This is a genomic window from Sphingobium agrisoli (assembly GCF_041877245.1).
Classification (GTDB): Bacteria; Pseudomonadota; Alphaproteobacteria; order Sphingomonadales; family Sphingomonadaceae; genus Sphingobium.
Genome location: NZ_JBHDJI010000016.1, coordinates 22,572 through 35,932, shown reverse-complemented (window position 1 = coordinate 35,932; position 13,361 = coordinate 22,572). Strand labels below are relative to the sequence as shown.

The following is a 13,361-nucleotide window of genomic DNA, read 5'->3' as shown; positions in this document are numbered from 1 at the left end:
CCCACCGGAAGCCCGTCCCCATGCGCCGTTTGCTACTTCCCTTCCTCGTCCTTGCAACTCTCGCCGCCCCGGCCCTCTCGCAGGACGCAGCGCCCGGCGCCAACCCGATCATCCGCGACAAGTTCACCGCCGATCCCGCGCCTCTGGTCGATGGCGACCGCCTCTACCTCTATGTCGGCCATGACGAGGCGCAGCGGGACGAGATGTTCAACATGAAGGAATGGCTGGTCTATTCCACGACCGACATGCGTCACTGGACCGACCATGGCCCGATCATGAACGTCAGCGACTTCACATGGGCGAAGAAGGACGCCTGGGCCTCCCAGACGATCAAAAAGAACGGCAAATACTGGTTCTACGCCGCCGTCGAGCATGACAACAGCCATCCCGGCAAGGCGATCGCCGTCGCCGTGTCCGACACGCCGACCGGCCCCTTCAAGGACGCCAAGGGTTCCGCCCTCATCACCAACCAGATGACGCCCAAGGGCACCCACAGCTGGGAGGATATCGACCCCACCGTCTTCACCGACGATGATGGCACGACCTGGATCGCCTGGGGCAATCGCCAGGCCTATATCGCTAAGCTGAAGCCCAACATGATCGAGCTGGACGGCCCGATCCGCGAGATCACCCCGCCCCATTTCGAGGAAGGGCCCTGGCTGCACAAGCGCGGCAAGCTCTACTACCTCACCTACGCCTCGCTGGACCGCGCCACCCACCGCGACGAGCGCATCTCCTACGCGACCGCCACGTCGCTGAACGGCCCCTGGACCTATCGCGGCGAGTTGACCGGCTCGGGCAAATATAGCTTCACCATCCACGCCGGCATCGCCGACTTCAAGGGCCAATCCTACATCTTCCTGCACAATGCCGCGCTGGCGATCGGCGACCTCAACGGCGCGATCGGCCGCCGCGCAGTCACCGTCGAGCGCCTAGACTACAACCCCGACGGCACGATGAAGCCGGTGGTCCAGACCGACGCTGGCGTGACAGCGCCTAAGCCGTAGACTCCGACTAATGTTAGCGTTATCAAATGCAGGTCGCGCGCAAGGGCGCGGCGCTGCTGGGAGAGATTGATCGTGCCGCACCGGACTTCGCGCCTATTCGCCCTGACCTGCGCGTCCCTCTCTCTCCTGCCCGCCGCACACGCCGCCCCCGCCCGCTTCGACGATTTCCGCTACAGCGGCCAGTCGATCGAGACGATCGAAGTAAAGCCCGGCGAATATCGCAACCCCATCCTCACCGGCTATTATCCCGATCCGTCGGTGACGCGCGTGGGCGACGACTATTATCTGGTGAACTCGTCCTTCGCCCATTATCCGGGCCTGCCGATCTTCAAGTCCAAAGACCTCGTCAACTGGACCCAGATCGCCAACGCGATCAACCGGCCCGAACAGCTCGACTTCACCGGCCGCCGCATATCCCAGGCGGTGTTCGCCCCGGCGATCAGCTATCACGAGGGCACCTTCTACATCGTCAACACCTGCGTCGAATGTAAGGGCAACTTCATCATCACGGCCAAAGACCCGGCCGGTCCCTGGTCCAACCCGATCTGGCTGCCGTTCGAGGGGATTGACCCGTCCATCTACTGGGAGGGCGACAAGGCCTATATCGTCAACAACCGCGCGCCCAATGAGCCGCCCCGCTACAGCGGCCACCGCGCCATCTGGATCCAGGAATATGACTGGCGCGCCGGCAAGATGGTCGGCGAAAGCACGCAGCTCATCAACGGCGGCGTCGACATTTCCAAAAAGCCCGTCTGGATCGAAGGACCACATATCTTCAGGAAGGATGGATATTACTATCTGACCGCGGCCGAAGGCGGGACCAGCGTTAACCATTCGCAGGTCGTCTTCCGATCGAAGGAACTGCGCGGGCCTTACATTCCCTATGAAGGCAACCCGATCCTCACCCAGCGCGACCTCGACCCCAATCGGTCGAACTTCATCGGCTCGGCGGGCCATGCCCAGCTGGTCGAAACGCAGACGGGCGACTGGTGGGCGACCTTCCTCGCCGTGCGTCCCTATGATGGCGACGATCATTATAATATTGGCCGCGAAACCTTCCTCTTGCCGGTTGAATGGAAGGACGGGTGGCCCGTCATCCTCCCGCGCGGGCAGGCGATCCCCCATGCGCTCAAGGTGCCGAACCTCCCCGCAGGCGCCAAACCGCCCATCCCCACCAGCGGCGACTTCTCCTATGTCGAGAATTTCGACGGCAAGGCGCTGCCCATGCAATGGATCGGCATCCGCACGCCAAAGGCACCCTTCTACAGCCTCAAGGCCGGCTCGCTGGAACTGGAAAGCGGCGCGCCCATCGGCGACTTGAACGGCGTCCCGGCCTTTATCGGCCGCCGCCAGCAGCACGCCAACGCCACCTTCTCCACAACCTTGCGCTACACGCCAGCCAAGGACGGCGACCGCGCCGGCCTCGCCGCCGTGCAGAGCGACCGGAGCAACCTCTTCTTCGGCCTGACCCGGATCGCCGGCAAGGCCGTGGTGGCGCTCTATACCCGCGACGAAGCCGATAGCGACACGCTGGTCGCCTCCGCGCCGGTCACGACCAAAGGCCCGATCACCCTCACCATCCGCGCGACCGGCGGCACGATGGCGTTCGACTATGGCGTGGGTGGCAGGAGGACGACGCTGAAGGATGGACTGGACGCAACCCTGCTGAGCACGAAAAAGGCCGGCGGCTTCGTCGGCACCGTGGTGGGCCCCTATCACTACACGCCGGCCCCATGATCCGCCCCGCCGCCATCGCGCTTGCCGCCGCCCTCGCCACCGCCGCCCCCGCGCAAGTGTGGCGCAGCGACCAGGGCGACGGCACCTACCGCAACCCCGTCCTCTTCGCCGACTATCCCGATCCCGACATCATCCGCGTGGGCGAGGATTTCTACTTCGCCTCGACCACCTTCGCCAATTCGCCCGGCGTCACCATCCTCCACTCGAAGGATATGGTGAACTGGCGGATCGTCTCCCATGTGGTCGACCGGCTCGACGGCGACCCGCGCTATGACCTCAGACAAGGCGGCGACTATCGCCACGGTTTCTACGCCGCGAGCCTGCGCCGTCACAAAAACATGTTCTACCTCGCCGTCACCCCGGTCGGGCACAAGACGCGCATCTATCGCTCGGCGACCATCGCCGGCCCCTGGACCTACAAGGAACTCGACCGCGAAGCCTTCGACCCGGCGCTCTTCATCGACGCGGACGGCACCGCCTATCTCGGCACCTCGATCGGCACCGACGGCACGGTCACGCTGCTGACCCTCAACGACGACCTCTCCGCCGTCACCGCCGCGAAGGTCACCTATTACAACAAGGGCGCGGAAGGATCGAAGATCGTCCGCCACAACGGCTGGTACTATCTCTTCAACGCCATCCCCGGCAAGCTGGCGATGACCGTCTCCCGCTCTCGCAGTCTCTGGGGACCATGGGAAACCAAACCCTCGATCGACGACAAGACCGGCGGCCATCAGGGCGCGATCGTCGATATGCCCGACGGCAGCTGGTACGGTTTCGTCATGGTGGACGCGGGCGCGATCGGCCGCATGACGAATATCAGCCCGATCGTCTGGAAGGACGACTGGCCCTGGTGGGGCACGCCCGACCGGCCGGATTATGTGCCGGAGCGCTCGCCCAAGCCGATCCAGGGCCATCCCTTCGCGGAGCCGCCGACCTCGGACGACTTCGCATCGTCCCGGCTCGGCCTGCAATGGCAATGGAACCATAATCCCGACGACGGCAAATGGTCGCTGAAGGAACGCCCCGGCTATCTCCGCCTCCACGCCACCCAGGCGGAGGGCATCTGGAGCGCGCGCAACACGCTGACGCAAAAGGCGCAGGGGCCGAAGATGCGCGCGGTGGCGAGGTTCGACACCAAAGGCATCAAGCCAGGCGACGTATGCGGCTTCGGCAGCTTCGGCAAATATAACGCACAGCTCTCGGTGGTTGGCGGCGCGAAGGGCGCTAAATCCCTCCGCATGATGCTGACCGAAAGCACCAAGGACGGCCCGGTCACGCAGGTCCGCGTCCCCGCCGTCCCGATCAAGGGCCGCAATCTCTGGCTCCGCACCGACATGGATTTCGACACGAAGGTCGGCCGCGTCGCCTACAGCCTCGATAACCGAAAATGGACCGGGGTCGGCGGCAGCTTTCCGCTCGCCTTCGACTGGCGCACCGGCACCTTCCAGGGGCAGCAGATCGCGCTCTCCTGCTACAATCCCGCACCAACCGGCGGCTATCTCGACGTCGACAGCTTCACCCTGTCGGCGCTCCCCGAAGGCGTCCGCCCATGAGCCTCAGCCGACGCGAGACGATGGCGACCCTCGCCGCCGGCACCGCGGCGCTCGCAGCGCCGCGCTCCGCCGACGCCGCCCCCGGCGCGCTGCACCCGCTCACCCTCTGGTATCGTCAGCCTGCCGCGAAATGGACCGAAGCGCTGCCCATCGGCAATGGCCGGCTGGGCGCAATGGTTTTTGGCGGCGTCGCGCAGGAGCGGGTGCAACTCAACGAAAGCACGCTCTGGGCCGGCCAGCCCTACGATCCGGTCAACCCGGAAGCAAAGGCGAACCTGCCCAAGGTCCGTGAGCTCATTTTTGCGGGAAAGATCGAAGAAGCCGAAGCGCTCGCCAACAAGACCCTGATGGCGAAGCCGCTGACGCAAATGCCCTATCAGACGCTGGGCGACCTCATCCTCGACTTCCCCGGCCTGGGCGACGCCACCGCCTATCACCGCGACCTCGATCTCGACGCCGCGATGGCGACGACCCGCTTCACCGCGAACGGCGCGACCCACATTCGCCAGGTCGTCTCCTCGCCGGCCGATAACGTCCTCGCCGTCCGCCTCGCCTCGACTGGCAAGCTGAACGTGGACCTATCGCTCCGCTCGCCCCAACGCGAGGTGCAAGTCGTGGCGGACGGTCCCGCCGGCCTCCTTCTCACCGGCCGCAACGGCGCGTCGAAGGGGATCGACGGCGCTCTCCGCTTCGCCGCCCGCCTGGCCGCTCAGGTCGAAGGCGGCCGCACCGCACAGACCGCCGATGGCAAGCTCAGCATCCGGGGCGCAAAGTCCGTAACCCTCCTCCTAGCCATGGCGACCAGCTTCAGGAGCGTCGAAGACATCAGCGGCGACCCCCGCGCCGCCACCGCCACAGCCCTGACCAAAGCCAAGGGTCGCCCCTTTGCGCGCATCGCCGCCGACACCGCCGCCGCGCACCAGCGCCTGTTCCGCCGCGTCGCGCTCGACCTAGGCACCACCCCTGCCGCGCAACTTCCCACGGACGAACGCATCGCTGCCTCCCAGACCAGCGACGATCCCGCGCTCGCCGCCCTCTATTTCCACTATGCCCGCTACCTGCTGATCTGCTCCTCCCGCCCCGGCGGCCAGCCCGCCAATCTTCAGGGCCTCTGGAACGACAGTCTCAATCCCCCTTGGGGCTCCAAATATACGATCAACATCAATACGGAAATGAACTATTGGCCCGCCGAGCCGGTGGCGCTGGGCGAATGCGTCGAGCCGCTGGTGCAGATGGTCCGCGAACTCGCCGTCACCGGCGAACGCACCGCCCGGACCATGTACGGCGCGCGCGGCTGGGTGACGCATCACAATAGCGACCTGTGGCGCGCCACCGCGCCCATCGACGGCGCGCAGTTCGGCCTCTGGCCCACCGGCGGCGCGTGGCTCTGCACCCATCTCTGGGACCATTACGATTATAGCCGCGATCGCGCCTATCTGGCCTCCATTTACCCGCTGCTGGCCGGTTCCGCGCGCTTCTTCCTCGACACGCTCTTGGCCGATCCGACGACCGGCTTCCTCGTCACCAACCCGTCGATGAGCCCCGAAAATCCGCACGGCCATGGCGGCACCATCTGCGCCGGGCCGACGATGGACATGGCGATATTGCGCGACCTCTTCACCCAGACGATGGAGGCGGCGACAATCCTGGGCACAGACACGCCCCTGATCGCCGAAATGCGCGCCGCGCGAGATAAACTCGCCCCCTACCAGGTCGGACGCCAGGGCCAATTACAGGAATGGCAGCAGGATTGGGACGCCGACGCGCCCGAGCAGAATCACCGCCACGTCTCGCACCTATACGGCCTCCACCCATCGCGCCAGATCACACCGGACGGCACACCCGCGCTTGCCGCCGCCGCGCGCCGCACGCTGGAGATACGCGGCGACCGCGCGACCGGCTGGGCCACCGCCTGGCGCATCAACCTCTGGGCGCGGCTGCGCGAAGGCGATCATGCCCATGCGATCCTCCGCTTCCTGCTCGGACCCGAACGCACCTATCCCAACATGTTCGACGCGCACCCGCCCTTCCAGATCGACGGCAATTTCGGCGGCGCGGCGGGCATCGTCGAAATGCTGATGGACAGTCATGGCGACATCATCGACCTGCTACCCGCCTTGCCCAAGGCCTGGCCCGCCGGCCGCATCACCGGCCTGCGCGCGCGCGGCCGCTGCGGCGTCGATCTGCACTGGCAGGGCGGCCGGCTCGACCGCGCCATCCTGCGCCCGGACCTCTCCGGCCCGCGTACGATCCGCCTCGCCGGCAAGAGCCGCACCATCCCCCTCAAGGCCGGCGAGCCGGTCACGCTGACCCCCAAGGATTTTGCATGACTGTCCGCCGTTTCCTCCTCCCCATCGCAGCACTCTGCGCCAGCACTGCGCTATCCGCCCAGACGACAGACCCGCTCGCTCCCACCGGCCGCTGGAGCGCCTATCAGGCCGGCAGCGCCCAGCTTCCACCCATGGGCTGGAACAGCTGGAACGCCTTTTTCACCCATGTGGACGAGGAAAAGCTGATGGGGTCGGCGCAGCGCATCCGGGACAGCGGCCTCCAGCAAAAAGGCTATCGCTTCATCAACATCGACGATGGCTGGTGGATCAAGCGCCGCACCAGCGACGGCAAGCTGATGATCCGGACCGATCAATTCCCCTCGGCCAAGGTGAATGGCGACCCCAGCTTCCGCCCGCTGACGAATAAGCTCCACGCCATGGGGTTTAAGGCCGGCATCTATTCCGACCTCGGCCGCAACATCTGCTCGCAGGCCTATGCCGACGGAAGCGAACAGCTCCCCGAAGGCAGCGTCGCCGAGCGCGAGGTCGGCCTTTACGGCCACACCGATCAGGACATCCGCCTCTTCTTCGCCGACTGGGGCTTCGACGCGATCAAGGTCGATGGCTGCGGCATCCGCGCCTATGCGGCCGACGCCGACCGGGTGAAGAGCGGCCAGTATCGCGCCCTCGCCCCCCTCATCGACCAGCACAGCATCAGCCGCTCGAACATACCGGCGGTAAAAGCGCTCTTCGCGGACATCAACCAGTCGCTCGCCCGCCACAATCCCGATGGCGACTATATGCTCTCGCTCTGCATCTGGGGCAGCGCCAATGTGCGGTCGTGGGGCAAGGATGTCGGCAATATCTCTCGCACCAGCGACGATATCTCCGCCGACTGGGGCCGGATGCTCACCAATTATGACAGCGCCGCCCGCCGCGCCTTCTACGCCCATCCGGGCGGCTGGAACGATCCCGACATGCTGTTCATCGGGAAGGGCGATTTCGACGCGAACCATCTGACCGAAGCGCGCTCGCACTTCTCGCTCTGGGCGATGATGAACGCGCCTCTGCTGATCGGCGCGGACCTGCGGACGACGCCGCAGCCGCTGATTGACATTTTCGGCAATGCCGACATCATCGCGCTCAACCAGGACGCGGCCGGCAACCAGTCGGTGATGGCCTTCGACGCGGACGGCTTTCAGATCCTCGTCAAGACGCTCGCCAATGGCGACAAGGCCGTCGCCCTCTTCAATCGCGGCCTCGCCCCCGTCAACGCGACCCTCACCGCCGAGCATCTCAAATTCCGCGCCGACCGCCCGATCGCGCTCGCGAACCTCTGGACCGGCGACAGCAGCAGCTTCACCAAGGACATGAAGTTGACTGTCGCGCCCCGCGAAACCGTCGTCTTCCGCGCCAAAGGTGAGCGCACGCTGGCGGACGGCCTCTATTTGTCCGAACAGCCTGGCATGGTGAACCCGGCAGCCGACGGCGTCGTCCAGCCCGAACCCGATCCCACCATCTACCGCTCGATCCCGAACTGGCGCGGCACGAAGGGCATAGGCGAGCGGCCCATGTATGCTGGCTGGGGCGGCGCGATGGCGGATTTCACCCCCTACAACCAGCCGCTGGTGATCGCCGGCAAGCCCTTCACCTCGGGCATCGGCATCCTCGCCAACAGCCGGATTGAGGTCCGCAACAATGGCTTCGCCCGCTTCTCGGCGCAGGTCGGCGTGGACGACAGCGCGCTCACCGCTGACCAGCCGGTGCGCTTCGTCCTCTATGGCGACGGCAAACAACTCGCCAGCACCCCGCCGCTGCTCCGCGGCCAGCCTGCGCAAGCCATCGCCGCACACGTCAAGGGCATCAAACTGCTCGAACTCGTCGCCCGCGCCGATGGCGTTACAACCAACGCCGTCCCCGTCACCTGGGGCGATGCCGCGCTGTTGCGCTGAGAGGACCGACGATGCAGCCCCTTCTCACCCGCCGCCACATGCTCGCGACCGCGAGCCTGCTGCCGCTGCTCCCCACCTTGGCCCGCGCCGCCACGCCCCAAAGCGCGCTGCGCGTCACTCCGGTCGCGGCGCGCCATGTGACGCTCAAGCCCTCCCCCTTCGCCGACGCGATGGCGGCCAACCGCCGTTATCTCCTCTCGCTCGACCCGGAACGGCTGCTCCACAATTTCTACCTCTCCGCCGGCCTTCAGCCCACCGCCCCGCTCTATGGCGGCTGGGAGAAGGAGAGCATCGCCGGGCACAGCATGGGCCACTGGATGTCGGCCGCCTCGCTCATGATCGCCAACAGCGGCGACGCGGCGCTGGGCGCGGCGCTCGACCGCACCCTGGCTTCCATGCAGCGCATCCAGTTGGCGGGCGGCGACGGCTATCTGGGCGGCATGACCGTGATGCGCGACGGCAAGTCGATCCCCGGCAAAATCGTGTTCGAGGAAATCCGCCGCGGCGACATCCGCACCACCTGGGAACTCAATGGCGCCTGGGTGCCGATCTACGCCTTGCACAAGATCATGGCCGGCCTCGCCGACGCCCATAGCCTCGCCGGGCGCAAGGCCGCGCTGCCGCTCCTGATCGGGGTCGCCACCTATTTGGCCGGCGTGATCGATCCGCTCTCCGACGATCAGGTGCAGCAGATCCTCTCGGTCGAACATGGCGGTATCCTCGAAACCTATGCCGACCTCTACGCCACTACCGGCGATCCGAGCTGGCTCGCCATCGCCCGCCGCCTGCGCCATCATGCCGTGGTCGATCCGCTTGCGCGCGGCGAGGACAAACTCGCCGGCCTCCACGCCAACACCCAAATCCCCAAGATAATCGGCCTCGCCCGCCTGCATGAGGCCGGCGGCGAGGCGCAGGACGCCGCCGCCGCCCGCTTCTTCCACGCGACGGTGACGCAGCATCATAGCTATGTCGTGGGCGGCAACAGCGAACGCGAGCATTTCGGCCAGCCTGACCAGCAGGGCGAACAGCTCACCACCGCCACCTGCGAGGCGTGCAACAGCTACAATATGCTGAAACTCACCCGCCATCTCTATGGCTGGTCGCCCAGCGCCGACTGGTTCGACGCCTATGAGCGCACCCAGCTAAACCATATGCTCGCCCACCAGCGCCCCGACACCGGCCAGTTCGCCTATTTCATGCCGATGGAGGCCGGGGCGAAGCGCGACTATTCGACCGCCACGGACAGTTTCTGGTGCTGCGTCGGCTCCGGCATGGAAAGCCATGCCAAACATGCCGACTCCATCTACTGGCAGGGCGACGGCACGCTGTTCGTCAACCTCTTCATCCCCTCGACGCTCGACCTGCCAGGCGGCCCGCGCATGGAGATGGACACGCGCTACCCGCAGGACGGGCAGGTCGCGATCACCATCGCCCGGCCACCGCGCGAGGCGACCACCCTCGCCATCCGCCGCCCAGGCTGGGCTCAGAATGCCAGCCTGATGCTGAACGGCGCGCCCATCTCCACCCCGGTCACCGACGGCTATTGGCGCATCGCCCGAAATTGGAAGGCCGGCGACCGCATCGCGCTCACCATCCCGATGGCGCTGCGCGCCGAACCGCTCGCCGGCGCGCCCGGCACCTATGCTTATCTGAGCGGGCCGCTCGTCCTCGCCGCCGATCTCGCGCCAGCCGATCAACGGTTCGACGGCCCCGCCCCCGCTTTGCTGGTGCAGGGCGAACCGCGCGCCGCGCTGATCGCGCTCGCCAACAGACCGCACCATTATCGCGCGACCGACGTGCTGGGGCAGCAACACGACATCGTCCCCTTCTACCCGCTCTACGACCGCCGCGCCGCCGTCTATTTCCGCACTTTCACCCCCGATCAGTGGGCGAGCAGCCGCACCGCCTATATGGCCGCCGAAGCGAAGCGCGCCGACCTTGCCCGCCGCACCATCGACATATTCCACATCGGCGAAATGCAGCCCGAGCGTGACCATGGCTTTACTGCCACCGGCGGCCAGAGCGGCGAATTCTACGGCAAGAAAAACCGTTCCTTGCCGGAGGGCGCGGAACTGCGCTTCACCATCGCGCGCCGCCCTGGCCCTGCGACGCTCCAGATCACCTATTGGGGCAACGACACCAACCGCGAGATGCGCATCGCCGTCGACGGGAGGGAGATCGCGATCGAGCGTCGCGAAAAACGGCTCCAGGGCGAGTGGCTGGTTGTCGACTACCCGCTGTCCCCCACCACTGCGTCACGGTCGACTGTGACCCTGACCGGCCTCAAGGGCAAGAGCGCGATCTACGGTATCCGCAGCATAGAGACGCGCTGAGCCCAGGCGCCCTATATGCTGTTTGCGCCCGGCGGCTCCCTTTGGTGTCGTTGAGCATCACAGTTACGGGCACTATTTCATTGAGCTTTCCAGTATGTTGGCCAGTTCTCGCGCATTCAGGGGAAATTGCAGCACCGCGGAGATATGTGCTGCAGCGAGAATATTGGGATTTTCCATCTGCGGGCGATCGATAGCAAGGATGCGCAGCGTCTGCGGCGCCAATGCGCGCACCGCGTCAAAAAATGCATTTACATCGACGTTCAGCGCGTATCCACCGACGATGACGGCATCGAACCGGCCGGGGTCGGCCGTCAATAGGGCAATAGCTTGCTCCAAGCTGGCAACCCCCGTGGGCTCATAACCCAAAGCCGCCAGCAAATCTTCGCCGGCTATACATTTCTCTAGGCTGGTGGATATGTAGAGGATAGCTTCGCCCGTCCCCTGCCGCACGCTTTCTGCCACGTCTGGCAAGATCATGTCCGCCGAGGGAATGGGGAGCGCGATGGTGACGCATGTTCCCCGTCCGACTTCGCTTTCCAGCGAAAGGCTTCCGTCATGTTCTCGAACGATGTCACGCGCGGTAGAAAGCCCGAGTCCGGTGCCAGATGGCCGGGTCGTGAAGAAAGGTTCGAAAATCTTGCCGCGCAGTTCGGCATCAATGCCGACGCCTTCATCGGAAATGCTGACAAAAGCATAATCACCCGAATTGAGCCGCTTGCCTGACTCGTCCTGGCCTTCGTCGACATGCTTAAATCCTGTCCTTATGCGGACGACCCCGCCGCCCGCCATCGCCTGCGCCGCGTTGTGACACAGGTTGAGGATCACCTGTTGCAGTTGAACGCCGTCAATCATGACAGCGGCGTCGCCCGATCCCGCGTCCAAATCGATGCGATAGGAGGAGCCTAATGCGGCTCTGGCGAGGTTCCGGCTTTCGAGGACCAAGTCACCGAGATGCGTCATTTCCCGATGCCTGTCGTGCCGTCTGCCATAAGACATCAGCGCCTGCACGAGCTGGTGCCCGCGATCGGTAGAAATGCGCATCTGATCGAGATGGTCACGCAGCGCCGGTGACAGGTCGCGCATGTCTTCGGCCATTTCCAACTGCCCGCTGACTGCACCGAGCAGGTTATTGAAATTATGGGCAATGCCGCTAGCAAAGGCGCCTACGGTTTCCATGCGTCGGGCATGTTCCAGCTGCGATTCCAGTTTTCGCCGTTCATTTTCCAGCGATGCATGATCCAACGAGAGGGAGATCGCATCCAGAGCGGTGCGCAGCACAGCCAATTGCCGCGCTGGCCAGCCTGCGTTCGCCCTTTGAAATCCTAGGAACAGCAGATTGCTGCCGCCTTCGGCTTTGGGCGATGCAAGGCAAAAGATATTTTCGACCGTCAGCTGTCCAAACAGCCGCCTTATGCTGTCGGGAGCGGCGCCATGCCTTGAAATCCGCGCTACGGAGTCTTCGGCGCCCGTGCGCGGCATGCTATAGGTTTTCAGGGCTTCGATCTGATCCTTTTCCAGGTCTGCTGTGACCGGCCAACCAAAGACTTGATCGCTTCGCCCAACGAACAGGATGCAGCCAGCGCCTAGGACCGCTGCAAGTTGCTCGAGCGCGTCCCGAACACAAAGCCTAAACTCATCCGGCGCGGTCCCGATCAGGCGTGTCGAAAGATGAGCCACTCCATGTTCCAGCGCTACCTGACGTTGAAGCACTGCGGCCTGCGTACGAACGGCCAAGCCCCAACGCACCAGCAGATACAATAGCAGGAGGGAAGCAAGATACAGGAGGATGCGGAACCGGGCGGCGAAATCCTCCCTTTCCATCTGCCTTTCGAGAAACAAGTTCCGCAACGCGGCAACCGGAACATCGCTGTCCGACCGCACCAGTTGCTCGATCGTAATGGATATGATCGGCAGTTGGTCCTTCAACAGCCGGGCATGGGCGATCAGGCTTTGGACTTCGGCCTCGCATCGCATGCGCGCGCAATATTGTTCCAGCACGGCAATGCCAGTGCTGACATCCTCCTGGGCCAAGCTGGAGCCGTTGAGATTGAGGTTCAGCATCGCGCTCGATAATCGGTCCACCCCACCCTGGATTTGCGGGTGTAGCGTGTTGGCCGACACCTGCCCGCTATACGTCGCGAAATAGGCGAGCGAGTTCTGGACAAGGGCATTGGTCGATTTGAATTGGTTAGCGAGAGCCTTTTGCCGACGCAGGACGAGCAGGAGGTTGCGGCCCTGCTCCCGTTCAGATTTGGATGATGCGGAGACAAGGGCGTCATTCACTGCCACCGACATTCCTGCCATATCGACATCGAGCGGATCATAATTGTTGAGCAGTCCAGCGCGCGCACTCAGTACGTCGCGATGCAGTGCGCCCTGGCTCGTCATAAAGGCTTCCAAGCCCGCCAAAGAATGTCGCGCACGCTGATCAGCATGGCTGAAGCCCATGAACAGCAGCCAGGTCAACAGGGCGATCAGCGCCATGACGGCCAAGCGGTCAAGAAAC

The 13,361-nt window shown here is 64.7% G+C and carries 7 protein-coding genes; 6 read left to right on the top strand and 1 reads right to left on the bottom strand.

The genetic code is table 11. The features are described from left to right. Nucleotides 1–20: 20 nt before the first annotated feature. From ACETPF_RS19360 to ACETPF_RS19335, 6 genes are all read left to right on the top strand, one after another. Nucleotides 21–1,007, top strand: coding sequence for a glycoside hydrolase family 43 protein (locus ACETPF_RS19360; protein ID WP_373936247.1), 987 nt, complete (start codon nt 21–23; stop codon nt 1,005–1,007). Nucleotides 1,008–1,079: 72 nt separating this feature from the next. Further along, the gene (locus ACETPF_RS19355) at nt 1,080–2,744 is read left to right on the top strand and encodes a glycoside hydrolase family 43 protein (protein WP_373936246.1); all 1,665 of its coding nucleotides are present in this window, start codon (nt 1,080–1,082) and stop codon (nt 2,742–2,744) included. Next, the gene (locus tag ACETPF_RS19350; protein ID WP_373936245.1) at nt 2,741–4,300 is read left to right on the top strand and encodes a glycoside hydrolase family 43 protein; all 1,560 of its coding nucleotides are present in this window, start codon (nt 2,741–2,743) and stop codon (nt 4,298–4,300) included. The genes ACETPF_RS19355 and ACETPF_RS19350 overlap by 4 nt, the downstream gene beginning before the upstream one ends. Further along, nucleotides 4,297–6,630 (top strand): glycoside hydrolase family 95 protein, encoded by a 2,334-nt coding sequence (locus ACETPF_RS19345; RefSeq protein ID WP_373936244.1) that lies wholly within the window; start codon nt 4,297–4,299, stop codon nt 6,628–6,630. The genes ACETPF_RS19350 and ACETPF_RS19345 overlap by 4 nt, the downstream gene beginning before the upstream one ends. Then, complete coding sequence (locus ACETPF_RS19340) at nt 6,627–8,522, top strand: NPCBM/NEW2 domain-containing protein (protein ID WP_373936243.1); 1,896 nt, start codon at nt 6,627–6,629, stop codon at nt 8,520–8,522. The genes ACETPF_RS19345 and ACETPF_RS19340 overlap by 4 nt, the downstream gene beginning before the upstream one ends. Before the next feature lie 11 nt (nt 8,523–8,533). Continuing rightward, a complete protein-coding gene (locus ACETPF_RS19335) occupies nt 8,534–10,855 on the top strand; it encodes a beta-L-arabinofuranosidase domain-containing protein (protein ID WP_373936242.1) in 2,322 nt (773 codons plus the stop codon). Between the two features lie 72 nt (nt 10,856–10,927). On the opposite strand, the gene ACETPF_RS19330 is transcribed toward ACETPF_RS19335, so the two are convergent. Next, nucleotides 10,928–13,339: a DAHL domain-containing protein gene (locus tag ACETPF_RS19330; RefSeq protein ID WP_373936241.1), complete on the bottom strand. Its 2,412-nt coding sequence runs from the start codon at nt 13,337–13,339 to the stop codon at nt 10,928–10,930. Nucleotides 13,340–13,361: the final 22 nt, after the last annotated feature.

What these genes read in the sequence shown, in the direction of transcription:
- ACETPF_RS19350 (WP_373936245.1), top strand. Translation starts at nt 2,741, where the DNA reads ATGATCCGCCCCGCCGCCATCGCGCTTGCCGCCGCCCTCGCCACCGCC.
- ACETPF_RS19335 (WP_373936242.1), top strand. Translation starts at nt 8,534, where the DNA reads ATGCAGCCCCTTCTCACCCGCCGCCACATGCTCGCGACCGCGAGCCTG.
- ACETPF_RS19340 (WP_373936243.1), top strand. Translation starts at nt 6,627, where the DNA reads ATGACTGTCCGCCGTTTCCTCCTCCCCATCGCAGCACTCTGCGCCAGC.
- ACETPF_RS19330 (WP_373936241.1), bottom strand. Translation starts at nt 13,339, where the DNA reads ATGGCGCTGATCGCCCTGTTGACCTGGCTGCTGTTCATGGGCTTCAGC.
- ACETPF_RS19360 (WP_373936247.1), top strand. Translation starts at nt 21, where the DNA reads ATGCGCCGTTTGCTACTTCCCTTCCTCGTCCTTGCAACTCTCGCCGCC.
- ACETPF_RS19345 (WP_373936244.1), top strand. Translation starts at nt 4,297, where the DNA reads ATGAGCCTCAGCCGACGCGAGACGATGGCGACCCTCGCCGCCGGCACC.